General features: G+C 64.0%; 25 protein-coding genes and 2 tRNA genes. 19 read left to right on the forward strand and 8 right to left on the reverse strand.

The features are described from left to right. From V7Q53_RS20060 to V7Q53_RS20090, 7 genes are all read left to right on the forward strand, one after another. On the forward strand, positions 1–290 hold a 290-nt coding region (locus V7Q53_RS20060), incomplete at its 5' end, for a hypothetical protein (RefSeq protein WP_333830593.1). A gap of 181 nt (positions 291–471) precedes the next feature. After that, positions 472–786, forward strand: coding sequence for a hypothetical protein (locus tag V7Q53_RS20065; protein WP_333830594.1), 315 nt, complete (start codon positions 472–474; stop codon positions 784–786). Positions 787–1,181: 395 nt separating this feature from the next. Continuing rightward, positions 1,182–2,639 (forward strand): hypothetical protein, encoded by a 1,458-nt coding sequence (locus tag V7Q53_RS20070; RefSeq protein WP_333830595.1) that lies wholly within the window; start codon positions 1,182–1,184, stop codon positions 2,637–2,639. Beyond that, complete coding sequence (locus V7Q53_RS20075) at positions 2,618–2,959, forward strand: hypothetical protein (RefSeq protein WP_333830596.1); 342 nt, start codon at positions 2,618–2,620, stop codon at positions 2,957–2,959. The genes V7Q53_RS20070 and V7Q53_RS20075 overlap by 22 nt, the downstream gene beginning before the upstream one ends. Positions 2,960–2,961: 2 nt before the next feature. Next, a complete protein-coding gene (locus V7Q53_RS20080) occupies positions 2,962–3,657 on the forward strand; it encodes a hypothetical protein (protein WP_333830597.1) in 696 nt (231 codons plus the stop codon). A 526-nt stretch (positions 3,658–4,183) separates the two neighbouring features. Further along, positions 4,184–4,269, forward strand: a tRNA-Gln gene (locus V7Q53_RS20085). Between the two features lie 34 nt (positions 4,270–4,303). Next, complete coding sequence (locus V7Q53_RS20090; RefSeq protein ID WP_333830599.1) at positions 4,304–4,705, forward strand: hypothetical protein; 402 nt, start codon at positions 4,304–4,306, stop codon at positions 4,703–4,705. Positions 4,706–5,296: 591 nt separating this feature from the next. On the opposite strand, the gene V7Q53_RS20095 is transcribed toward V7Q53_RS20090, so the two are convergent. Continuing rightward, a tRNA-Ala gene (locus V7Q53_RS20095) sits at positions 5,297–5,372 on the reverse strand. Between the two features lie 91 nt (positions 5,373–5,463). Continuing rightward, positions 5,464–5,799 carry a TIGR02300 family protein gene (locus V7Q53_RS20100; protein WP_333830601.1) on the reverse strand — a complete coding sequence of 112 codons (336 nt, stop codon included), beginning with the start codon at positions 5,797–5,799 and terminating at the stop codon, positions 5,464–5,466. 138 nt (positions 5,800–5,937) lie between these two features. Here V7Q53_RS20100 and V7Q53_RS20105 point away from each other — a divergent pair, with 138 nt between their 5' ends. Further along, the gene (locus V7Q53_RS20105) at positions 5,938–6,642 is read left to right on the forward strand and encodes a M48 family metallopeptidase (RefSeq protein ID WP_333830604.1); all 705 of its coding nucleotides are present in this window, start codon (positions 5,938–5,940) and stop codon (positions 6,640–6,642) included. Positions 6,643–6,673: 31 nt separating this feature from the next. Beyond that, positions 6,674–7,330, forward strand: coding sequence for a GntR family transcriptional regulator (locus V7Q53_RS20110; RefSeq protein ID WP_333830606.1), 657 nt, complete (start codon positions 6,674–6,676; stop codon positions 7,328–7,330). On the opposite strand, the gene V7Q53_RS20115 is transcribed toward V7Q53_RS20110, so the two are convergent. Next, complete coding sequence (locus V7Q53_RS20115) at positions 7,331–8,245, reverse strand: LysR family transcriptional regulator (protein ID WP_333830607.1); 915 nt, start codon at positions 8,243–8,245, stop codon at positions 7,331–7,333. A gap of 84 nt (positions 8,246–8,329) precedes the next feature. On the opposite strand from V7Q53_RS20115, the gene V7Q53_RS20120 reads away from it, so the two are divergent. Both V7Q53_RS20120 and V7Q53_RS20125 read left to right on the forward strand, forming a co-directional pair. Beyond that, a complete protein-coding gene (locus V7Q53_RS20120; protein WP_333830608.1) occupies positions 8,330–8,968 on the forward strand; it encodes a class I SAM-dependent methyltransferase in 639 nt (212 codons plus the stop codon). Between the two features lie 114 nt (positions 8,969–9,082). After that, the gene (locus tag V7Q53_RS20125; RefSeq protein ID WP_333830609.1) at positions 9,083–9,979 is read left to right on the forward strand and encodes a DMT family transporter; all 897 of its coding nucleotides are present in this window, start codon (positions 9,083–9,085) and stop codon (positions 9,977–9,979) included. Here V7Q53_RS20125 and V7Q53_RS20130 read toward each other — a convergent pair. Further along, positions 9,976–10,941 carry a LysR family transcriptional regulator gene (locus tag V7Q53_RS20130; RefSeq protein ID WP_333830610.1) on the reverse strand — a complete coding sequence of 322 codons (966 nt, stop codon included), beginning with the start codon at positions 10,939–10,941 and terminating at the stop codon, positions 9,976–9,978. The genes V7Q53_RS20125 and V7Q53_RS20130 overlap by 4 nt on opposite strands. Positions 10,942–11,039: 98 nt before the next feature. Between V7Q53_RS20130 and V7Q53_RS20135 the strand changes: the two genes are divergently transcribed. The 8 genes from V7Q53_RS20135 to V7Q53_RS20170 all read left to right on the forward strand — a co-directional run bounded on the left by V7Q53_RS20135 (position 11,040) and on the right by V7Q53_RS20170 (position 18,850). Then, positions 11,040–11,906, forward strand: a complete 867-nt coding sequence (locus V7Q53_RS20135; protein WP_333830612.1) for an ABC transporter permease — start codon at positions 11,040–11,042, stop codon at positions 11,904–11,906. Beyond that, on the forward strand, positions 11,906–12,703 hold the full coding sequence (locus V7Q53_RS20140) for an ABC transporter permease (protein ID WP_442954457.1): 798 nt from the start codon (positions 11,906–11,908) through the stop codon (positions 12,701–12,703). Before V7Q53_RS20135 ends, V7Q53_RS20140 begins: the two co-directional genes overlap by 1 nt. Before the next feature lie 59 nt (positions 12,704–12,762). Beyond that, positions 12,763–13,905, forward strand: a complete 1,143-nt coding sequence (locus V7Q53_RS20145; RefSeq protein WP_333830613.1) for an ABC transporter substrate-binding protein — start codon at positions 12,763–12,765, stop codon at positions 13,903–13,905. Between the two features lie 61 nt (positions 13,906–13,966). Beyond that, positions 13,967–15,052: an ABC transporter ATP-binding protein gene (locus V7Q53_RS20150; protein WP_333830614.1), complete on the forward strand. Its 1,086-nt coding sequence runs from the start codon at positions 13,967–13,969 to the stop codon at positions 15,050–15,052. A gap of 5 nt (positions 15,053–15,057) precedes the next feature. Next, on the forward strand, positions 15,058–16,410 hold the full coding sequence (locus tag V7Q53_RS20155) for an aminotransferase family protein (protein ID WP_333830615.1): 1,353 nt from the start codon (positions 15,058–15,060) through the stop codon (positions 16,408–16,410). Between the two features lie 10 nt (positions 16,411–16,420). Continuing rightward, positions 16,421–17,347 (forward strand): 3-keto-5-aminohexanoate cleavage protein, encoded by a 927-nt coding sequence (locus tag V7Q53_RS20160; protein ID WP_333830616.1) that lies wholly within the window; start codon positions 16,421–16,423, stop codon positions 17,345–17,347. 4 nt (positions 17,348–17,351) lie between these two features. After that, entirely contained in the window at positions 17,352–17,831 is a 480-nt protein-coding gene (locus V7Q53_RS20165) for a GNAT family N-acetyltransferase (RefSeq protein ID WP_333830617.1), read from the forward strand. Further along, positions 17,828–18,850, forward strand: a complete 1,023-nt coding sequence (locus V7Q53_RS20170; RefSeq protein WP_333830618.1) for a histone deacetylase family protein — start codon at positions 17,828–17,830, stop codon at positions 18,848–18,850. The genes V7Q53_RS20165 and V7Q53_RS20170 overlap by 4 nt, the downstream gene beginning before the upstream one ends. Before the next feature lie 58 nt (positions 18,851–18,908). Here V7Q53_RS20170 and lpdA read toward each other — a convergent pair whose 3' ends face one another. The 4 genes from lpdA to odhB all read right to left on the reverse strand — a co-directional run. Beyond that, entirely contained in the window at positions 18,909–20,297 is a 1,389-nt protein-coding gene (gene lpdA, locus V7Q53_RS20175) for a dihydrolipoyl dehydrogenase (RefSeq protein WP_333830619.1), read from the reverse strand. Between the two features lie 98 nt (positions 20,298–20,395). Further along, positions 20,396–20,785 (reverse strand): MAPEG family protein, encoded by a 390-nt coding sequence (locus V7Q53_RS20180; protein ID WP_333830620.1) that lies wholly within the window; start codon positions 20,783–20,785, stop codon positions 20,396–20,398. Further along, a complete protein-coding gene (locus V7Q53_RS20185; RefSeq protein WP_333830621.1) occupies positions 20,782–21,180 on the reverse strand; it encodes an MAPEG family protein in 399 nt (132 codons plus the stop codon). The genes V7Q53_RS20180 and V7Q53_RS20185 overlap by 4 nt, the downstream gene beginning before the upstream one ends. Beyond that, positions 21,180–21,933: 2-oxoglutarate dehydrogenase complex dihydrolipoyllysine-residue succinyltransferase (gene odhB / locus V7Q53_RS20190; RefSeq protein ID WP_333830622.1), on the reverse strand; the 754-nt coding region annotated here is incomplete at its 5' end. The genes V7Q53_RS20185 and odhB, both read right to left, overlap by 1 nt.

Genomic DNA, 21,933 nt, shown 5'->3' on the forward strand with positions numbered 1-21,933 from the left:
GACTTCCAACCCACAAGGCGAACCCGAATGACGCTTCCAACCCCCTTCCAACCCCTGTTCCGATATATCCCCATACCCCTATGCGCTGCGCACCCCTTTGGAAGGGGCTGCGCGCAATGGATGACAGGCAGAAGGACGCTGGCAAGGAACAACATCATGCCGCGCCGGTGAACGGTTCCGGGCGTGAGGATGGGGCTTTTCTGAGCGTTATATCCGGCGGGAAATATTGCACTCCCGACCATGATTTTCTGCGCAGATCGACCGAGACAAGAACCGTGCAAAATCGCTGATTTCTTGACATGTAGTCACAGAGCCTAACATTTCAAACCATTGTAAAACATAGATTAATATTCACCACGCACATGCATTATGCTATCTTGGGTAACCAAAGGGTAACAGATGACTAGAAATAGACGCGCACCAGACCTTCCACCGATACAGTGCCGCACCGCCAAAGGCACGGGACGCTTGATGTTGGCCGGAGTTGACGGGCGCAGCAACATGGCGCGGCGCTTTCGTGAAATCACCGCAGAGATTGAAAACGATCTTGGGGGCGATCTGACAGAGGCACAACGGCACCTTGTGGCGCGCGCTGCAACGCTGGGCATCTGGTGCGAAGAACGCGAAACAGAACTGGCGCAGGGGCAGGAATTCGACGCGCTGCAATACTCCACGGTTTCCAATGCCATGCGGCGCTTGCTTTCCGATCTTGGGCTTGAGCGCCGCGCCCGTGACGTAACACCCGACCTTCAAAGCTATATCCGGGGCCGTGCGGCCAATGCCTGAATGCATCTCACCCCCACACGCCCGGATCACGGTTGCCCCTGCTGGCGGCCTTGTCGCGCTGACCCTTGCGGCGTCCCGGCCAGCGACATGCACCCTGTCACCTTCGCAGGCCACGGCGCTTGCTGGCGAACTGATGGCCGTTGCAGGTGGATCACCGGGCGACCTTGTGACGATCCGGCCCGGTCCTGTTCTTCACTTCTGGCGCAATGGCACCGATGCTGGCCGCGTGTCCCTCACTTTGTCGGCGGCGCTGGCCCTACTGGCTGGACTGGCCACGGCTATCCGGGGGGAATCATGATCACGCTCACCTATTTCATAAGCCATGATTTCGCGTTCTGCGTTGCCGTTGGCTTCGCGTCCTGCGCGCTCGTCTATGCTGCGTCGGGTGGTTCGTGATGATCGACATTCGCCAAGCCATGACCGACCCGGCGCTGTTTGGCGGCATCTTCGGCGGGGAAAGCTTCACAAGCTGGCGCGCCTTGCTCTCGGGCTTCTATGGGCTGAAACTGGACGCCACCGAACTGGACGCATTCAAGAGCCTGACAGCCCGCCAGAGCGCCCCACAGGCGGCGTTCGCTGAACTCTGGCTAGCGATAGGGCGGCGCGGGGGCAAGAGCCATGCAGCGGCGTTTCTGGCGGTGTATCTGGCTTGCTTCTTTGACTACAGCGCCAAGCTGGCACCCGGTGAAGTCGCCACTGTGATGACCATCGCAGCGGATCGAAAGCAGGCGCGGGCCGTGATGAGATACATATCGGGCATGGTGAACGAAAACCCCATGCTGCGCCGGATGGTGGTGCGCGAGAATTCGGAACAGATCGAACTCGACAACCGCACTGTGATCGAGATCACAACCGCCAGTCATCGCAGCGTAAGGGGCTATACGCTGGCCGCAGTCATCGCGGATGAAATCGCCTTCTGGCACAGTGAAGGCGCGAACCCCGATCGCGAAATCATCGGCGCGCTAAGGCCAGCCCTTGCGACCCTCGGCGGCAAGCTGATTGCCCTGTCATCGCCTTACGCCAGGCGCGGCGTTTTGTGGGAAACCTTCCGGCGCAGCTTCGCAGATGACACTGACACCCGCGTACTGGTGGCGCGCGCGCCTTCCATGACGATGAACCCGACCTTGCCGCAGCGCGTTGTTGATGATGCCCTGCGCGACGATCCAGAGGCGGCAAAGGCTGAATACCTGGCTGAATTCCGCAGCGATATCGCCAGCTTTGTTGACGCTGACCTGATTGCAGAATGCACCCGGCCTAAGCCGCGCGAACTGCCCCATGTCCGGGGCGTGTCGTATGTCGCCTTTGTCGATCCTGCCGGGGGCGGTGCCGATGAATTCACGCTTTCAATCGGCCACCGTGACGGCGATGCGGCGATCATTGATATGGTGACGGGGCGCAAGGGTTCACCTGCCGGGATCGTGGCTGAGTTTGCGCAGGTACTCAAGCGTTATAATATAACAAAAGTGACGGGCGACAGATACGCGGGCCGATGGCCGCGCGATGAATTCGCAAATCACAGGATTGCCTATGAGGTTTCGGAACTCGACCGATCCGGCCTTTATCTGGAAGCCTTGGCCGCGATGAATTCGGGCCGGGTTGAGCTGCCCCCTTGCGATATCGTGGCGCGACAGTTTGCCGGGCTGGAACGGCGCACCAGCCGCAGCGGGCGCGATCAGATCGACCATGCACCGGGCGGCCATGATGACCGTGCCAACGCCGTTGCGGGCGTCGTGGCGTCCCTCACAAGGCGCAAAGCAGGTGCGGCAATGTTGCTGCGCAAGAACAGGCCGCAGGGCCGTGTAAATCCCATTTCACACAAGGAGCCAATCTCATGGGACAGTCCAGTTTCGTAACGAATGTTCACCCCTCTTTCGAGCGCGTCCAGCGTCACAAGGCGGCGCTGGCGGAGATCGTCAAGAATGCCGTGACCAGTGGTTTGGAGCAGGCCAAGGAGGCCAAGACCGAGCCGCAGGGCGGCGCTGATGCCTTCGATTGGGCGGCGATGCTTCCCCGCGAAGACGAGGCACCGGCGCGCGTTGCCAATGGTGACAGCATGGACCCTTGGGTAGCGATGCTGCCACGGGAAGATGACACCATTCCCCGGCCTGCCCGCACCCCACAAGCCGGGGGCTTTGACTGGGCTTCGACCCTGCCAAGCGAGAAGGATCTGTGATCATGACCGAGACAGCAAATCAGATCGACTTCGCGCCAGACCTGACCCTGACCCGCGACCCGGCGACGATCTGGCCGGATGCGATGGCCTGCCCGGATTTCCCGTTGCAGTCACGCGGGGCCGCGCACAAGGACGCATGGTCGCGCAAGGATGCCGAAGCGCGCCTGCGCACAGTGTCTGGCGTCTTGAACGGGGGCGGGCCGCTGCGCGCGCCGACCGAGGAAGAGCGGGCCGACGCGATGGAACGGTATTTCCAGCCGCGCAATCCCGCCGTTCGCAGTATCCGCGATGAAAAGTTTGACGCGCGAGGCTTCACTGGCCTGATGCCTGCAACGGGTTCCGGCAATGGCGATCTGATTGCCGAGGCGGTGCACCTTCGGGGATACCTTCGCAAGCTGGCCGCGCAGGAGGAACGCGCCGCAACCGATCAACAGGACCGGGCCGAGAGCAACGCACGCAGCACCCTCGACAACTACCGCGATTCGATTGCGGCGAAAAAGGCCGAGGCCGAGGCGCTGGCGGAAGGGGCGGCGCGCTACCGGCAATGGCTGGACGACAGGGCGGCGTTTGAACGGTTGCGGCTCATGCCCCACGACCTTGAGAGGCTTCGCAGCGGGGTCGTATCGGCGGCGCTTGAACTTGGCGAGGCAGCACCGCCTGCCCCTGACTGGATCGAGACGCTTTGCAAGGGCGCATGACATGCCCGCGAAGCCTGCAAATATGGCTGCGCGGTTCCAGCAGGGTTTTGCGCGCCATAGAGGGGGGTGGTCAACATGATTGCCCCCTTCATCATTCATTCCAATGACAGGCCGAACCCCTGCCGCGAGCTATGGTTGCGCGTGTTGCTCTATGGGGTTCACGACGCCGATGCTGGCCGCGATCCGGGATGGATAGGGTCTAGGGATTTCCACATGGTCTGTGCACTGGCAGGGATGGACGGTGATGCGGTTGCATCGGCGCTTGATCGACCCCGCCAGCGGCTCACTTCATTGGCGCGCGTGGCGTAAGTACGAATTGGTCTGAAACAACTCTGATTCGGCCCCCAACCGCTGAACAATCATTTTGGTCAATCATAAATTTTCTGATGCCACGCGAGAAAATAATCTATCACTTTGTAAACGCTACATTTTTTTGATGCGAATTGCTGATCATCGGCGTTCTTGACCTGCTCCCCTATTTTGCGGCACCATTGATAGTGCATCGGGAGCACACCGGCGCAACATAGGCTCCGTGGCGGAACGGTAGACGCAACCGTCTTTGAAACGGATACCCTGCAAGGTTTGTGGGTTCGAATCCCACCGGGGCCACCACTTAAAGGAGATAGGCATGCCACGAGCGCCTAGTATGTCAGATATGCGGTCGCGCCTTGATCGAATCCAGAGAGAGATTGAAAAACATCTTCGCGAGATTGAAAAGTTGCGCGCCCAGGAATCCCTTTTGCTAGAAATGCTAGATGAGCGGCCCCCGGCGCGTGACGGACGGGCGCCGAAGGGTAGCGTCAAGACGACTGTCCTTGAATTACTGGAAGAGGTGGGGGCTATGGGCCTCAACGCGACAGCCGCAGTCGATCTGGCGGAAGCAAAAGGAATCCACCTTGAGAGGGGGTCCGTTTCGAGCCTACTGTCTCGACTCAAGAATGATGGTGTCGTCTCGTACAACAATGACGTCTACCGGCTTTCCCCTAGTGCGTCCGCCCCGAACGTCGCACACATCAGAACCTCGGGCGAAAAAGCATACGGCTTTTGATGCTCAGAAGGTCCGCCCCCTCAACATCACGCCGTCGAAAGCAAGTTGAGGGAGCGGTTCACGTCCAATAGGAGGTCAACCTATGGACACACCGAACGACGCGAAGCGCGTCATCTATCGGCCCTACATAACGACCAAGGATGGTCGGAAGATCTGGGCCAAGTGGTATGGCAAGAAAGTGTTCCGGATCGAACTCTGACTTGCCGTCCGTTGAGATTGGAGGGAGCGGGAAACCGCTCCCTCTCTTGTGGTAGACGCAACCGGCGAACCAGCCCCTGCAAGGATTTGTGCCACCACTAAAGTGATACTATCATCTTAGCCACCAAGGGAAAGCATTTGCTGACGCAACATCAATCGCGTGAATTGTGCGTGTTTTTGCGCTGCTGAACGCCCTGAAGCGCAGCGGTTCCACAATCAACGCCATCGGCGCAGCATCTTGACATGTAGGCGCAGCAAACTTCCCCGAAAGGTGACACGAGCGCGTGATGTTGTATGCCCGCTAAACAAGTCGGCTCGTTACCCCTGCCGTTACCCAGCAAAAAAAAGCCCCGCATTAGCGAGGCTGTCTTTCGTCTAAGTCTTTGACTTTATTGGTGGAGCCAAGCGGGATCGAACCGCTGACCTCTTGAATGCCATTCAAGCGCTCTCCCAACTGAGCTATGGCCCCACCGGAGGTGCGATCCCTCAGGAACGCCCGGGCTGTTTATGCAAGCCGCGCAGCCAGTGCAAGAGGGAAAATGCACATGGCTGCACGCCCGTCAGACATCTTCGTCGTCGCCTGCAACGTCCGACAGCTCATCGAAGGAAACGGTATCATCGTCTTCATCTTCGAGCAGATCGTCATCGGCATCAACGGTGACATCATCATCATCGAGCAGCACGTCGTCGGTATCGATATCCTCGATATGCGCCTTGGGCTTGGCCTTGGCCTTGGCGGCCTCAGCCTGCAACGACGCCGCGCTCTTGCGGCCGGGTTGCTCAAGCTCGACCACCTCGCCCGAGAAAGGGCTGATGACGGGTGATTTGTTCAGGTCGTAGAAACGCTTTCCCGTGGTCGGGCAAACGCGCTTTACACCCCATTCTGCTTTGGGCATGAAATCCCCTTCCTGATGCTTGGATCGACGCCGGTTGCCACAAGAGCGGGTGCTTGTCAAAGCCTTTGTGGCAGTGTTCAGATGGCGCGGGGTCCATTGGCGGTGATGCGCCGGGCAAACGACATGCGGAAAGACCGAATGAGCAACGAGACCGACACCACCGAACTGCCCGGAGAACCGCCGCTTGTGGTGCATTGGCGCCGCTCGGCGCAGGCGCGGCGCATCTCGTTGCGGGTTTCGGGGCTGGACGGGAAAATCACCCTCACCCTGCCCCGCCGCGCCGCCAGCCGCCATGGTCACGACTTTCTGAACGAGCGTGCGGCGTGGTTGCGCGCGGCTGTGTCGGCCCTGCCGGGGCAATGCGGCGTCGCACATGGCACGGCGATTCCCCTTGAGGGCGCGTCGCTGACCATCACCCCGGCCGCCGTGAGGGCCGCGCGGGTTGAGGGCGATTGCCTGCTGGTTCCCGCCAGGGCTGAACCGGCGGTGCGGGTGCTGGCCTATCTGAAGCTGCGCGCGCGCCAGCGGATCGGTGAGCGCGTGGCGCATCATGCCGGGCTGCTGGGCAGGCCCGCGGGCCGGATCAGCCTGCGTGACCCGCGCTCGCGCTGGGGGTCGTGCTCCTCCGCCGGGGATCTGATGTTTTCATGGCGGCTGATCATGGCACCGCCCGAGGTGCTGGACTATGTCGCCGCGCATGAAGTGGCGCATCTGGCGCAGATGAACCACTCCCCCGCCTTCTGGGCCGAGGTGGCGCGGCTGATGCCGGGTTATCAGGCCCCGCGTGGCTGGCTGCGCGCGCAAGGCTCCAGCCTGCACCGCTTCCGCTTCACGCCAGCTTGACGGCGCGGGGCGGTTGTGGTGACGCTGCACCATGCTGCGCGCCAACCGCCCCTCGACTGACCCCTCGCAACTCTCGGCACATGACCGGGTGTACCGGACGTTGCGCACCAAGGTCATGCATGGCGAGTTCGCGCCGGGCCAGCCGCTGACCCTGCGCGGCATCGGGCGGGAGTTCGGAGTGAGCATGACACCCGCGCGCGAAGCCGTGCAGCGGCTGGTGGCCGAGGGGGCGCTGACGATTTCTGCCTCAGGCCGGGTGGCAACGCCTGAGCTGGGCAATGAGCGGATCGAAGAGCTGGCCTCGATCCGCGCGCTGCTGGAGCCGGAGCTGGGCAGCCGCGCCCTGCCCCGCGCCCATCCCGCGCTGATCGACCGGATGGAGGCGATCAACGCCGCGATCACGGATGCGGTGGGGCGCGGCGATGCCGTGACCTATATCCGCACCAATCTGGAGTTCCACCGCACCCTGTACCTGCGCGCCCAGAGCCCGGCGATGCTGGCGCTGGTGGAAACCCTGTGGCTGCAACTGGGGCCAACGATGCGCGCGCTATACGGCCGCCTGCGCCGCAACACCCCGCCACCGCATCACCGGATGATTCTGGCAGCGCTGAACGCCGGGGATGAGCCGGGCTTGCGGCTGGCCCTGCGCACCGATGTCACGCAGGGGCTGCGCCATCTGGTGGGGTGATCAGGTGGTTACCTGGGGGTTCGCGTCGGGCCGCTTCGGTTCACGGGCAAGCGCATCGGCCAGAATGTTCAGAACCAGACGGATGCGCGGGCTGTTCTGCAATTCCTGATGCGTGATCAGCCAGAGGGGCACCTGTATCGGCGCCATGTCGGGCAGCACATTGACAACCCCGGGCGTGCCCTCGGCAATCTCATGCAGCATGGCGCCGATGCCCAGACCACGGCGCACCATCTCCCATACCGCGACCGATGAGTTGGAGGTCAGCCGCATATCCGCCCCCTGAACCGGAATTCCGATGCCGCGCAGATATTCGGCAAAGAGCAGGGGGTCTTCAAGACCGATCAGCGCCGCCCCCGCCAGACCTGTCGGTCCCGCAGGCAGGCCGTTCAGCGCAACCCATTCCTCTGACGCATAAAACCCCGCGCGGGTTTCGCCCAGATACTCGCCGGTCAGCCCCGGCCGCTCAGGCGGTGCATGGCGGATGGCGATATCGGCCTCACGCCGGTGCAGATCGCTGAGATCGTTGGTGGCGATGATCGCCACGGTAATCTGCGGGGCCTCGGCACGGATACGCGCGACGATACGGGGCATGATATAAGCCGCATAGCTGTCGGTGACCGAGATGCTGACCAGCCCGCCCACCTCCTGCACACGCCCGCTTGCGGTCAGCGCGACAGAATCGGCGGCATCCCCCATCAGGCGGATATGACCGAGCAGGTCTGCCCCGGCCTGGGTCAGCACCAGCCGCCGGCCACGGCGCTCGAACAGGGACAGGCCCAGCGCCTGCTCCAGCCCCTGAACCTGCCGCGACAGGGTGGGCTGGGTCAGCGCCAGATGCCGCGCCGCCGCCGACAACGAGCCCAGCGTCGCTGTCGCGTGAAAGGCGCGGATATGGTTCCAGTCCATCACTTTCATGCATTCATGTATAAGCGTGCTGCAAATTTCGCCAATTTTCTTTTCTGCGTATATGGAGAAATCTGCGGCAGAGGAGAACGGTACATGAGCATCACCAGCGACATCCGCTTCTGGAACAAGGCCGCGCGGCGCTACGCGGGCGCGTCCATCGGTGACCCCGCGGGCTATGAACGCACGCTGGCGCGCACAGCGGCCCATCTGCGCCCCGGCGACTGCGTGCTGGAGCTGGGCTGCGGCACGGGCACCACGGCATTGCGGCTGGCACCGGGCGTGGCCACCTATCTGGCGACTGATATCTCGGAAGCGATGATCACCATCGCCGGGGAAAAGCTGGCGCAGGCCCCGGTCCCCGCCCTGAGCTTCCGGGTTGCCGCGGCTGAAGATCTGACCGGCGCGGCAGGCACGTTTGATGCCGTTCTGGGCTTCAACTATCTGCATCTGCTGCGCGATCTGCCGGAAAGCCTGCGCAGCATCCATGCGCTGCTGAAACCCGGCGGGCTGTTCATCTCGAAAACGCCCTGTCTGGGGGATATGAACCCGCTGATCGGGAGCGTGCTGTTGCCCGTAATGCGTTTTTTCGGCAAGGCCCCGCATGTTGTGCCTTTCAGGGCGGCGGTGCTGGAGGGGATGGTGCGCGGTGCCGGGTTCGACGTGCTGGTGCAGGAAAGCCACGCCAGCAAGGGGCAGCGCTGGCGCCCGTTCATCGTGGCGCGAAAGCCCTGATCCCTGCGGCCCCCTTGCCACCGCCGCGCGGCAGGGTGATACCGGCCATGTGACCGGGCAACATGCGGGTTCCGGCCCCGCGAAATCTGATCTGGGCGGCCACGGGAATACGCGATGGAAATCTGGGTATGGGTGACAATCGCGGCGGCGGCGGTGCAGACGGTGCGCTTCATGCTGCAAAAGCGGCTCAAGGGGCTGGGCCTGTCCACCGGCGGGGCGACGTTTTCGCGCTTTGTCTTTGCCGCACCCCTCGCCGGGGCCGCGCTGGTGGCGCTGATGGTGACGCGGGGTGACGGCCTGCCCGCCCTGCCCCCGGCCTTCTGGCTCTGGGCAATGGCGGGCGGCGCTGCGCAGATCATCGCCACCTTCTGCACCGTCGCGCTGTTTTCCGAGCGCTCGTTTGCCGTGGGCATCGCCTTTACCAAGACCGAGGCGATCCTTGTGGCGGGGTTTTCGGCGCTTCTGCTGGGGGAGCCGGTCTCGGCGCTGGGGCTGGTGGCGATCCTGATCGGCACGCTGGGCGTGCTGTTCCTGTCGCGCCCGCCCGGGGGCTGGACGGGTCAGGGCGCCAGCCACCGCGCGCTGGTGCTTGGGCTGCTGGCGGGCGGGTTCTTTGGCCTGTCAGCCATCGGCTACCGGGCCGCCACGCTGGAGGTGGACCACCCGCTGGCCCTGTTCCGCGCGCTGGTGGCGCTGGTCGCTGCCACCAGTTTTCAGACCCTCGCCATGGCGCTGTGGCTGCGCTGGCGCGAACCGGGAGAGCTGGGGCGGGTGGCCACGCGCTGGCTGGCGGTGTTGCCGGTGGGGGTGACGGGGGTGCTGGGCAGCGCGGGCTGGTTCATCGCTTTTGCCCTGCAAAACGCGGCCTATGTGCGCAGTCTTGGCCAGATCGAGCTGATCTTCTCCATCCTCGCCTCGGTGATCTTCTTCCGCGAAAAGGTGCGGCTGGCCGAGGTGCTGGGCATGGCGCTGCTGGCGGTGTCGATCATCATGATTGTCGCGCTGATCTAGACATAGGTGCGCTCGGCAATCGGTGTCGCCTCGATCCGGGCGATGAGCGCATCGCGCAGGATGCTTTCCGCCCGGTTCAGCCGCGCCTGCGGGTTCCAGAGCAGATGCACGTCGATGGGCGGCGGGTTGTCATAGGGCGGCAGGCGCCACAACCTGCCGCGCTCGACATCTTCACGGCAGACATGGATCGGCAGCGGCCCCACGCCCAGCCCGGCGATGATCATGCGCCGCACCTCTTCCAGATTGGCCGATGAGCCCACGACCTTCACGTCCAGCCCCGCGACCGCGCGCATCAGCGTCACCGGGCGCAGCGCATCATCCATCTGATCAGTCACAAAACTGACCGAGGGTTGCCCGGCCAGATCGGCCATGGTCAGGCCCGTGCGCCCGAAAAGCGGATGCGCGGGGCCACAGAACAGGCCAAAGAATTCCCGGAACATGCGGCGGCTTTCAAGCTTGGGGTTGTGCTCGCGCAGCAGGCAGACGGCGAAGGACACCCGCCTTGCGAGCACCGCCGCCACGGCCTGACGGCTGGCGCTGACATCAAAGGAAAAGGTCGCGGCCGGGTATTCGCGGTGAAACGCGCCCAGAACATCATCGAACAGCGGGCAATAGACATGGCTGGCGATGGCGATGGAGACATGGCCGCGCACCTCTTCGCCGACCTCGCGCAGCAGGGTGCCGATGCGCAGGATCGCGCCGTTGATATCCACCGCCTCGTCACGCAGCAGGCGCCCGGCCTCGGTCAGGGCAAACCGGCCCGGCCCACGGTCAATCAGCCGCCGCCCCACGCGCTCCTCCAGCCGTTTCAGCGCGCTGGAGACCGAGGGTTGCTGCAACCCCAGCCGTTCCGCCGCGCGGGTGACCGAGCCTTCCTCAACCAGCGCAAGGAAGGTGCGCAGCAGGTTCCAGTCCAGATCACGCGTCAGGCGCTCGGCATCAAGGGGGGGAAGGCGGTGCATTGATTTCATCAATATAGGTTATCATGATTATCAATTTGCGCAATGCACAGCCATCGGCCAGTCTGCCCTCAATCTTCCGCAAAACCGGAGCGCGACCCTTGAGCATCGAGGCCCGAGAGGCACGGCAACCCTGGATCCTGCTGTCACCCGCACTGGTGGCGGTGGGGCTGCTGCTTATGGTGCCGCTCCTGTTCATCGTGGTCTATTCGTTCTGGCTGCGCAGCGCGATGGGGCCGGATACGCCCGGCTTCCATCTGGACAACTGGCAGCGCGCGCTCACCGACCCGTTTTACCGCTACATCCTGTTCAACACCCTCAAGATCGCGGCAATCACCACGGTGATCTGCGGCCTTCTGGGCTATCCGGCGGCCTATTTCATCGCCCGATCACGCGGTAACAAGATGATTTTGCTGCTGCTTCTGCTGCTGCCCTTCTGGATCAGCTATATCATCCGCACGATGAGCTGGATCAATATTCTCGGCTCCTCCGGCGCGCTGAACACCCTGCTGCTGAGCCTTGGCATCATCTCTGAACCGATACGGATGCTCTACAACGAGGCCACGGTCATTCTGGGGCTGGTGCATTTCCTGCTGCCGTTCATGGTGCTGAATGTCTATGTCAGCCTTGAAGGGATCGACACCAACCTTGAAGACGCCGCCACCTCGCTGGGTGCGAACCGCTGGCAGGCCTTTGTGCAGGTGGTGCTGCCGTTGTCGCTGCCGGGCCTCGCGGCCGGGGGGTTGCTGTGCTTCGTGCTGGGCGCGGGCACCTATATCACACCGCTGATTCTGGGCGGGCCGCGCGATGCCATGTTCGCCAATCTGGTGTTCGAGGCGATCATCACGCAGCTCAACTGGCCCATGGGCTCGGCGCTGTCGCTACTTCTGTTGCTCGTGCTGGGCCTGCTGGTGGCGGTATACAACCGCTTCCTTGGCATGGCGCAGCTTGCGAAAGGGCTGGGCTGATGCGGCGGGGTCTGGGTTGGTATCTGATCACGCTCTACGCCGTGATGGTCTATGTGTTCATGTTCCTGCCGATTGTGGTGGTGGTGCTGCTGAGCTTCAACGCCAACCAGTTCGGCGCCTTCCCGATGACCGGCCTGTCCCTGCGCTGGTTCGAGGCGCTTTGGAACAACGAGGCGGTGATGCGCGCCTTCCGCACCTCGCTGCTGCTGGGCGTGCTGACGGCGCTGATTTCCACCACTTTGGGGGTGCTCGCCGCTCTGGCGCTGGTGCGCTACCGGGTGCCGGGGCGCAACCTGATCACCACGGTGCTGATTGCGCCGATTCTGGTGCCCGAGGTGGTGCTGGCGGTGGCGCTGCTGCTGTTCCTCAACTTTATCGGGATCGGCAAAAGCTTCACGCTGCTTCTGTTCGGCCATGTCATCTTTACCCTGCCCTTCGTGTTTCTGGTGGTGCAGGCGCGGCTGGTCGGCATCCGCCGCGATGTGGAGGAGGCCGCGCTGAGCCTTGGCGCCTCGCCCGTGCAGACCTTCCTGTCCATCACGCTGCCGCTTCTGATGCCGGCGGTCGCGGCGGGCGGGCTGTTTGCCTTTACCATCTCGTTCGATGACATCACCGGCACGCTGTTCTGGAAACCCGGCGGCGTTGAAACCGTCCCAACCCAGATTTTCGCCATGCTGCGCCATTCGATCAGCCCTGAGATCAACGCGCTCGGCACGGTGATGATTGTGCTGACCGTGGGGGTGCCGCTGCTGGGGGCGGCGCTGGCCCGGCGACTGGCAATGAAAAGCGGCAGGTAAGAACCGCAACACCCTCAGGACTGACCCCTGAACACAACAACCGACAAGGAGTGACACCGATGGACAATACAAAACGCTATGAGCGCCTGCTGGAGCGCTATCGCAACGGCGGCATGGACCGCCGCTCGTTTCTGGGCCTGATCGGCGCTGCGGGCGCGGCCTATGGGCTGCACACCCCCTTCGCCGGGATGGCCCGCGCGCAGGATGTGACGCAGGTGCGCTTTGACGGCTGGGGCGGCGTTGTGTCCGAGGCCTTCCGGCGCCATGCCTTTGACCCCTACACCGCTGCCACCGGCATCAATGTTGTCGATGGCACCTTTGCCGGTGGCGACGAGTTTCTTGCGCAGGTGCGCGCCTCGCGCGAAGGGGAATACAACATCGCCCATCTGTCCGGCGTGTTCGACTACGCGCGCTATGTGAATATGGGGCTGGATGTCGAACTCAACCTCGACAACATCCCCAACATGGAACTGGTGATGGACGCGCTCACCAATGCCTACCGCCGGGTGACGCCGGATCATCTTTCAGCGGTGCCCTATAACTACGGCACCACGGGGCTGGCCTATAACCGCAAATTCATCTCGGACGAGGAAATCCGCGAGAAGGGTGCGCGCATCCTGATCGACCCGGCCTATGAAAACCGCATCGGCGGCTGGCATGACTGGCGCACCCGCGTCTGGTATGGCGCGCTTCAGACCGATCAGGACCCCAACGCCATCGGGGATATGGAAGCCGTCTGGAACGCGATCCGCGAACACCGCGATCTGGCGCTGAAGTACTGGGGCTCGGGCGCGGAGCTGATGAGCCTGCTGGCCGAAGAGGAAATCTATGTCACCGAGGGCTGGTCAGGCCGGATTGCCGCCTTGCAGGAGCAGGGCCATGACATCGGCTATTATGACCCGCCCAACGGCTTTGGCTGGCAGGAATGCCTGTTCGTGCTCAAGGGCTCCCCGGTTGAGGCCTGCGAAGAGCTGCTGAACTTCATGCTTTCGCCCGAAACCTCGATCGCGGTGGCCGAGGGGCAGAGCTATCCGCCCGCGCTGGATGGCACGAAAGTGGATCTGGGCGAGAAGATCCCCACGCTGCCCGCCTATGACCCTTCCGGCACGCTGGAAGCGCTGACCTTTGCCGATCCGGCCTATTGGAACGGCAACGAGGCCGAATGGTCTGAAACCTTCGCCCGCGTCCAGCGCGGGTTCTGATCGGGCAACCGAACCGCTTCCGCCCGGCCTGCCCGGGTGGAAGCCATCAACGGAGCTTTCCATGGCCGAGGTCCGCCTCACCGATATTGTCAAGCGTTTCGGCACCTTTACCGCCGTGCACCGGATGTCGCTTGATATCCCCGAGGGCAGTTTCGTGACCCTGCTGGGCCCGTCGGGCTGCGGCAAGACCACGACACTGCGGATGATCGCGGGCCTGCTGGACCCTACCGAGGGCGAGATCGCCATCAAGGGCAGGCGGATCAACGATGTGCCGATCCACAAGCGCAATCTGGGGCTTGTGTTTCAGAACTACGCCCTCTTTCCGCACAAGACGGTGGCCGAGAACGTGGGCTTTGGCCTGCGCTACCGCAAGGTTTCCCGCGTCGAGATGGAGCGGCGTGTGCATGAGGCGCTGGAGCTGGTGCAACTGCCGCATCTGGCGCACCGCTACCCCGCCGCGCTGTCGGGCGGCCAGCAGCAGCGCATTGCACTGGCCCGCGCGATTGTCATCGAGCCTGATGTGCTGCTGCTGGACGAGCCGCTTTCAGCGCTCGATGCCAACCTGCGCGAGAACATGCGCGTGGAGTTGAAGAACATCCAGAAGCGCATCGGCGTGACCTCGGTATTCGTGACGCATGACCAGTCCGAGGCGCTGGCGATGTCTGATCAGATCATCGTCATGTCGGATGGCCGTATCGAGCAGGTCGGCCCGCCGGAAGAGGTATACAACACCCCCGCCAGCGAATTTGTCGCGCGGTTTCTGGGGGCTGCGAACATTCTGCCCGCACAGGTTCTTGAACTGCGCGGCGACGAGATCGCGCTTGAGGTGCCGGGCCTGCCGCCGCTGGCCATCCCGCGCTCGCGCGCGCCGCAACTGGCGGGCGCTGGCCCCGCCAGTCTGGTGATCCGGGCCGAAAAGCTGCTGCTGGCCCCGGCGGGCACCACGCGCGATGGCGCGCTGTCGCTGCCCGCTACGGTTGAGGCCGTCGATTATCAGGGGCAGGCCGCGCGCTATTTCCTGCGTATGGGCGACCACTCGGTGCAGGCGATCAACATGATTGACGACAGCCCCTTTGCCGAGGGCAGCACGGTTGCGCTGCTGCTGCGCCCGCGCGACTGCACCGCCCTTCCCGCCACGCAAGGCTGACAGAGATGACAACACCCGAGAGCCACCTTTTCTACCTGTCTTCAGCCCAGCGCCCGCAACTGGCGCAGGCGCGCGGGGTTTATATGTGGGATGTGGACGGCAAGCGGTATCTGGATGGCTCATCCGGTGCCATGGTGTCGAACATCGGCCATTCGCACCCCCATGTGCAGGACGCGCTGCGCCGCCAGATCGAAAAATACACCTTCGGCTACCGGCTGCATTTCCAGACCGAGGTGTCGGAAGCGCTGGCGACAAAAACCGCCGCGCTGAGCCCTGAGGGGATGGAGAAGGTTTTCTTTGTCTCTGGCGGGTCCGAGGCGGTGGAAAGCGCGATCAAGCTGGCGCGGCAATGGGCCGTGGTCACGGGGCAGGAAAGCCGCTGGAAGGTGATCTCGCGCTATCCCTCTTACCATGGCTGCACGCTGGGTGCGCTGGCGCTGACCGGCTATGACCCGCTGACCGCGCCCTTCGCGCCGATGATGCAGGCCATGCCCAAGGTGCCCGCACCCACCGCCTATCTGGACGGGCTGAACCCTGCCGACCCCGCGACCGGGGTGCATTATGCGGCCATGCTGGAGGCGCAGATTCTGGCTGAGGGGCCGGAATCGGTGCTCGCCTTCATCGTGGAGCCGATCGGCGGCGCGGCTACCGGCGCGCTGGTGCCGCCTGCGGGCTATATGCAGGCGGTGCGCGATATCTGCACCCGCCACGGCGTGCTGCTGATCCATGACGAGGTGATGTGCGGCGGCGGGCGCACCGGGCGTTTCTTCGGCGCCGAGCACTGGGATGTCGCCCCCGATATTCTCGCGCTCTCCAAAGGCTTTGGTGCAGGCTATGCGCCACTGGGCGCAATGGTCGCGCATCAGCGCATCGTGGCCCCGGTGCAGGCGGCGGGCGGCTTTCTGCACGGTTTCACCTATGCCGGAAACCCGCTGGCCTGCGCCGCCGGGCTGGCCGTGCTGGAGGTGATCGAAGCCGAGGGGCTGGTGGCACGCGCGGCCCGGATCGGCGCGCTGCTGAAGGACGGGCTCAAGGGGCTGATGGCGCGGTATGATTTCATCGGCGATGTGCGCGGCGAGGGACTGTTGCTGGCGTTTGAGCTGGTCACCGACCGCGCCTCGATGGCGCCGCTGCCGCCTGCGCTGAACGCGTATCTGGAACTGGTGGAGCTGGCCTATGCCGAGGGGCTGATCATCTATTCGCGCCGCACACGCGGCGGGCGCGCGGGCGACCATTTCCTTGTCTGCCCGCCGATGATTGCCGATGAAACGCATATCACGGAAATCATCGACAAGCTTGGCACCGCGCTGGAGCGTTTTGCGCCACGGCTGCGCGCCGCTGTCGCGGCAGCGGCCTGAGGGGAGGCGCATGTCCAAGGTCATCATCTCCTGCGCGATCACCGGGTCCATTCACACCCCCTCGATGTCGCCCTATCTGCCCGTCACCGGCGACGAGATCGCCGCCCAGGCGATCGACGCTGCCAAAGCGGGTGCCGCCATCCTGCATCTGCATGCACGAGACCCGGTCGATGGCCGCCCCTCGGCCGATCCGGCGCATTTCAAAGGCTTTCTGCCCGCGATCCGGGCGGGCTGCGATGCGGTGGTGAACCTGTCCACCGGCGGCAGCGCGGTAATGACACTGGCAGACCGCCTGGCGGGGCCGCTGGAGGCCGCGCCGGAGATGGCCTCGCTCAACATGGGGACGATGAATTTCGCGCTTTATCCGATGGCTGCCAAGCCGCGCCACTGGAAGCACGACTGGGAAGAGCCCTTTCTGCGCAATTCCGACGATCTGGTGTTCCGCAACACTCCGCGCGATATCGAATCGATCCTGCGTCAGATGGGCGAGGAGCGTGGCGCGCGGTTCGAATTTGAGTGCTATGACCTGAGCCATCTGCACATGCTGGCCCATTTCCGCGACCGGGGGCTGGTGCGCGCGCCGATCTTCATTCAGTTCGTCATGGGCGTTCTGGGCGGGGTCGCCGCCGAGCCTGAGCATCTGGCGCATATGAAGGCCACCGCCGACCGGCTGTTTGGCGCGGACTACCTGTTTTCGGTGCTGGCCGCCGGGCGCCAGCAGATGCCAATGGCAGCGATTTCCGCAGGCATGGGCGGGCATGTGCGCGTGGGGCTGGAAGACAACCTGTTCATTTCGCGCGGCGTTCTGGCAAAATCGAATGCTGAGCAGGTGGCGAAGGTGCGCAGTATCGTCGAAGCGCTGGGGCGCGAGGTGGCCACACCGGATGAGGCGCGCGCGCTGCTGGCACTGAAAGGCGCTGACAAGGTGAGGTTCTGAGGCGATGACGCAGATTACCCTGCGCCGCGCGCATCCGGCAGACGGGGCGCGGCTGAACACGGCGCTGGCCCGCCTGTCGGAATCGATGGGCGATATCCATCGCGCGACGGATGCCCGGATCACGGCAGCTCTGGCCGGGGGCGGTGCATGCCACGCGCTGCTGGCCGAAAGCGGCGGCGCGCTGGTCGGCGTGGCGATGTTCTCGCCGCTCTTCTCAACCACGCAAGGCATGGCGGGGGTCTATGTCTCGGACCTGTGGGTGGACGATGCGCGGCGCGGCGGCGGGCTGGGCCCGCTTCTGCTGGCCGCCGTGCGCGATGAGGGCGCCACGCTCTGGAACGCGGGTTTCCTGCGGCTGGGGGTCTATGCCGGGAACCGGCGCGCGCGGGCCTTCTATGACCGGCTGGGCTTCACCCATGCCCCGGACGAGCATTATCTGACATTGACCGGGCCAGCGCTGGCAGCGCTGAAAGGAGCCTCATGAAAGCCTATCTAGACCCACGGCAGATGTTGCATGACCCGAAACATTTCATGGCCAACGGCCAGCGCCTGCAAAACCCTGAACAGCCCCGGCGCATCGAGGTGCTGCAGGCAGGGGCCGAGGCCGCCGGTTGCCGCTTTGCCGCCCCCCGCGACCACGGGCTGGGGCCCATCGCGGCGCTGCACAGCCCCGAATACCTCGCCTTTCTCAGCACCATCCACACCCGCTGGACGCGCATCCCCGGTTCCGCCGATGAGGTGATCCCCAATATCCACCCGGACCGGCGCACGGCCTCCTACCCGCGCTCAGCCGTCGGGCAGGCAGGGTTCCATCAGGCAGACACCGCCTGCCCCATTTCCGGCGGCACATGGGAGGCCGCCTATTGGTCCGCGCAGACCGCCCTGAGCGCGGCAGGTGCGGTGCTGGACGGCGCGCAGGCCGCCTATGCCCTGTCACGCCCACCCGGGCATCATGCTTTCGGCGATCTGGCGGGGGGGTTCTGCTTTCTCAACAATGCCGGGATCGCCGCCGAATGGCTGCTGCGCCACGGCAAACGCCCCGCCATTCTGGATGTCGATGTGCATCATGGCAACGGCACGCAGGGGATATTCTATGACCGCGCCGATGTGCTGACGGTCTCGCTGCATGCCGATCCTGTGCGGTTCTATCCGTTCTTCTGGGGCCATGCCAGTGAGCGCGGCGAGGGCGCCGGACTGGGCTACAACCTGAACCTGCCGCTGCCGCGCGGCACTCTGATTGACGACTACCTGCGCGCGCTCGATACCGCGCTGAAACGGATCACCCTGTTCGGCGCCGATGTGATCGTGGTGGCACTGGGGCTGGATGCGCATGAAAACGACCCGCTCAAGGGCCTCGCCATCACCACCCCCGGCTTCACCCGCATCGCCCGCGCCATCGCCGCCACCGGCCTGCCGCTGGTTCTGGTGCAGGAGGGAGGCTATCTCTCCGACGATCTGGGCCACAACCTGACCGCAGCACTGACCGGGTTTCAGGAAAGCTGAAACCAAGCCGCCCGCCCCTTTGGCAGGGGCGGGCGGGGTTTTCGTCCGGTTGCGTGGTTCAGGCGTGAATCGCGCCGTCCCCGCAGGCCAGCGCCGCTTCGCGCACGGCCTCCGAAAAGGTGGGATGCGCGTGGCAGGTGCGCGCAAGGTCTTCGGCGGCGGCGCCGAATTCCATGGCGACGCAGATTTCATGGATCAGATCACCCGCCATCGGGCCGATGAGATGCGCGCCCAGAATGCGGTCACTCTCGGCATCAACCAGGATTTTCACAAACCCCTCGCCCTGAAACACAGCCTTGGCGCGGCCATTGCCCATGAAGCTGAACTTGCCGACCTTGTAGGCGCGCCCGGCGTCCTTGAGGGTTTCCTCGGTCTCGCCGACCGAGGCCACCTCGGGCGTGGTGTAAATCACGCCGGGGATGACGCCGTAATTCACATGCCCCGCTTGCCCGGCCAGTATTTCGGCCACCGCCATGCCCTCATCCTCGGCCTTGTGGGCCAGCATCGGGCCGGTGATGGCGTCGCCGATGGCGTGGATGCCCTTCACGCTGGTGGCATAATGCGCGTCAGTCTCGATCTGGCCGCGCTTGGTCAGCGTAACCCCCAACGCCTCAAGCCCCAGCCCGTCGGTATAGGGTTTGCGCCCGGTGGCCAGCAGCACGCAATCGGCCTCGATGCTGTGCTCGCTGTCATCCTTGCGCAGCTTGTAGGTGACGCTGGCCTTGCCCTTTTTCACCTCGGCGCCCTGCACGGCGGCACCAAGGATGAACTCCATCCCCTGTTTCTTGAGGATGCGCTGGAAGGTCTTGGCGATTTCACCGTCATTGCCCGGGATCAGACGATCCAGATATTCGATCACTGTCACCTCGGCGCCCAGACGGGCATAGACCGAACCCATCTCAAGCCCGATCACGCCGCCACCGATGACCACCATTTTCTTTGGCAGCTTTTCAAGCGCCAGCGCGCCGGTGGAGGTGACAATCACCTTTTCATCCACCGTGACACCGGGAAGCGAGGCAGCCTCTGAACCTGTGGCGATGACGATATGCTTCGCCTCATGCAACTCATCGCCGACCTTGACCTGACCCGCCGCCGGGATCGAGGCCCAGCCCTTGAGCCAGGTGACCTTGTTCTTCTTGAACAGGAACTCGATGCCCTTGGTATTCTGGGCGATGACATCATCCTTGTAGGCCAGCATCTGCGCCCAGTCGACCTTCGGCTTGACGCCCATCAGGCCCATCTTGGGAAAATTCTCTTGTGCTTCATGCAGATGGTGGGTGGCGTTGAGCAATGCCTTGGACGGGATGCAGCCGACATTCAGACAGGTGCCGCCCAGGGTTTCACGCCCCTCGACGCAGGCCACCTTGAGGCCCAGCTGCGCCGCGCGGATTGCGCAGACATAACCGCCGGGGCCGGCGCCGATGACGATAAGGTCGAAATTGGCCATGATGGGTCTCCTTGGTGGTGGGGGAAGGGGGGCTGTCTGCCCCCCTCGGGCCTGCGGCCCTCACCCCCCGAGCGTATTTGTGGCAAGATGAAAGGGCATCAGAAGAGCGCGGCAAGCAGCATGAGGACGGTGGCGGCCCAGCCGATGCCCCAGATGACCGAGCGCCAGGGGGACCAGCCCAAAGCATAGGCCGGGATATAGAGAACGCGCGCGGCAAGGTAGGTGAAGGCGCAGGCGGCGGTGAAGGTTGTGGCCTGAGCCGAAAAGGTGACGACGGCCACGGCGATGGTGAACAGGATCAGCCCTTCGAAATGGTTGCCCAGCGCCCGCTGCAGGCGGCCCGCCAGCCCGGTCAACTGGCGCGGCGTGTCGCGCGGGCCCATGGCGTATTTCGGGCCGACCTGAAGGTTGGCGGCGACGGAATAGGCCAGAAACTGCGCGCATTGCAGCAGGGCGGCGAGGGTGAGGGCGGTGAGTTCGGGGGTCATGTGAACAGCACTCCGATCAGCATGAGGGCAAGACCAAGGCTGGCGACAAGCCAGAACGGGGTGCGCAGATAGCGCAGGCCGGAGAGATAGGCGGGCAGGTAGGCCGCCCGCCCGCCGAGATAGAGCGAAGCGCCCAGCGTCGCCACCGGCACTTCCCGCCCGGACCATTGCCATGCAAGCATCAGCGCAAGAAAGGCCGGCGCCGTTTCAAGGAGGTTTCGCAACGCACGCTCTGCCCGCCCGGCGAGGGGGCCGGGCAGGGCCGGGTGATCACGCGACCCGAGTGTCCAGTCATTGCCCACCGATGCCTTGAGCAGCATCGACTGGGCGCCGACATGGACCAGCACGAGAAACGCAAAACCCGCAAGCGCGAGGCTGGCGAAACCGGCGGACATCACAGATCCAGCAACAACCGCTGCGGGTCTTCCAGCGCCTCCTTGACGCGGACGAGGAAGGTCACCGCGCCTTTGCCGTCCACGACGCGGTGGTCGTAGCTGAGCGCCAGATACATCATCGGCCGCACCACGATCTGACCCTTCACCACCACCGGGCGTTCCTGGATCTTGTGCATGCCCAGAATGCCCGATTGCGGCGGGTTCAGAATGGGCGAGGACATCAGCGAGCCATAGACCCCGCCGTTCGAGATGGTGAAAGAGCCGCCCTGCATCTCGGCCATCGACAGCTTGCCGTCGCGGGCACGCGCGCCCAGTTCGGCAATCTTGCGCTCGATCGCGGCAAAGCCCATCTGGTCGGCATCGCGGACCACCGGCACCACGAGGCCTGAGGGCGTGCCGACGGCGACACCCATATGGACGTAGTTCTTGTAAACGACATCCTGCCCGTCAATCTCGGAATTGACCTCGGGCACTTCCTTGAGCGCGTGGCAGCAGGCCTTCACGAAGAACGACATGAAACCCATTTTCACGCCGTGCTTCTTCTCGAACGGGTCCTTGTAGCTGTTGCGGATGGCCATGACCGCCGACATATCCACCTCGTTATAGGTGGTCAGCATGGCGGCGGTGTTCTGGGCATCCTTCAGGCGCCGGGCGATGGTGGCGCGCAGGCGCGTCATGCGCACCCGCTCTTCCCGCGCGGCATCATCGGCAAGAACCGGCGCACGGGGCGGCGCGGCCACGGGGGCGGCGGAG

Source organism: Pararhodobacter sp. (genome assembly GCF_036802785.1).
GTDB lineage: Bacteria > Pseudomonadota > Alphaproteobacteria > Rhodobacterales > Rhodobacteraceae > Pararhodobacter.

Excerpts from the sequence above, each read along its gene's own strand:
- V7Q53_RS20065 (WP_333830594.1), top strand. The coding sequence starts at position 472 with ATGTTGGCCGGAGTTGACGGGCGCAGCAACATGGCGCGGCGCTTTCGT.
- V7Q53_RS20070 (WP_333830595.1), top strand. The coding sequence starts at position 1,182 with ATGATCGACATTCGCCAAGCCATGACCGACCCGGCGCTGTTTGGCGGC.
- V7Q53_RS20075 (WP_333830596.1), top strand. The coding sequence starts at position 2,618 with ATGGGACAGTCCAGTTTCGTAACGAATGTTCACCCCTCTTTCGAGCGC.
- V7Q53_RS20080 (WP_333830597.1), top strand. The coding sequence starts at position 2,962 with ATGACCGAGACAGCAAATCAGATCGACTTCGCGCCAGACCTGACCCTG.
- V7Q53_RS20090 (WP_333830599.1), top strand. The coding sequence starts at position 4,304 with ATGTCAGATATGCGGTCGCGCCTTGATCGAATCCAGAGAGAGATTGAA.
- V7Q53_RS20100 (WP_333830601.1), bottom strand. The coding sequence starts at position 5,799 with ATGCCCAAAGCAGAATGGGGTGTAAAGCGCGTTTGCCCGACCACGGGA.
- V7Q53_RS20105 (WP_333830604.1), top strand. The coding sequence starts at position 5,938 with ATGAGCAACGAGACCGACACCACCGAACTGCCCGGAGAACCGCCGCTT.
- V7Q53_RS20110 (WP_333830606.1), top strand. The coding sequence starts at position 6,674 with ATGCTGCGCGCCAACCGCCCCTCGACTGACCCCTCGCAACTCTCGGCA.
- V7Q53_RS20115 (WP_333830607.1), bottom strand. The coding sequence starts at position 8,245 with ATGAAAGTGATGGACTGGAACCATATCCGCGCCTTTCACGCGACAGCG.
- V7Q53_RS20120 (WP_333830608.1), top strand. The coding sequence starts at position 8,330 with ATGAGCATCACCAGCGACATCCGCTTCTGGAACAAGGCCGCGCGGCGC.
- V7Q53_RS20125 (WP_333830609.1), top strand. The coding sequence starts at position 9,083 with ATGGAAATCTGGGTATGGGTGACAATCGCGGCGGCGGCGGTGCAGACG.
- V7Q53_RS20130 (WP_333830610.1), bottom strand. The coding sequence starts at position 10,941 with ATGCACCGCCTTCCCCCCCTTGATGCCGAGCGCCTGACGCGTGATCTG.
- V7Q53_RS20140 (WP_442954457.1), top strand. The coding sequence starts at position 11,906 with ATGCGGCGGGGTCTGGGTTGGTATCTGATCACGCTCTACGCCGTGATG.
- V7Q53_RS20145 (WP_333830613.1), top strand. The coding sequence starts at position 12,763 with ATGGACAATACAAAACGCTATGAGCGCCTGCTGGAGCGCTATCGCAAC.
- V7Q53_RS20150 (WP_333830614.1), top strand. The coding sequence starts at position 13,967 with ATGGCCGAGGTCCGCCTCACCGATATTGTCAAGCGTTTCGGCACCTTT.
- V7Q53_RS20155 (WP_333830615.1), top strand. The coding sequence starts at position 15,058 with ATGACAACACCCGAGAGCCACCTTTTCTACCTGTCTTCAGCCCAGCGC.
- V7Q53_RS20160 (WP_333830616.1), top strand. The coding sequence starts at position 16,421 with ATGTCCAAGGTCATCATCTCCTGCGCGATCACCGGGTCCATTCACACC.
- V7Q53_RS20165 (WP_333830617.1), top strand. The coding sequence starts at position 17,352 with ATGACGCAGATTACCCTGCGCCGCGCGCATCCGGCAGACGGGGCGCGG.
- V7Q53_RS20170 (WP_333830618.1), top strand. The coding sequence starts at position 17,828 with ATGAAAGCCTATCTAGACCCACGGCAGATGTTGCATGACCCGAAACAT.
- lpdA (WP_333830619.1), bottom strand. The coding sequence starts at position 20,297 with ATGGCCAATTTCGACCTTATCGTCATCGGCGCCGGCCCCGGCGGTTAT.
- V7Q53_RS20180 (WP_333830620.1), bottom strand. The coding sequence starts at position 20,785 with ATGACCCCCGAACTCACCGCCCTCACCCTCGCCGCCCTGCTGCAATGC.
- V7Q53_RS20185 (WP_333830621.1), bottom strand. The coding sequence starts at position 21,180 with ATGTCCGCCGGTTTCGCCAGCCTCGCGCTTGCGGGTTTTGCGTTTCTC.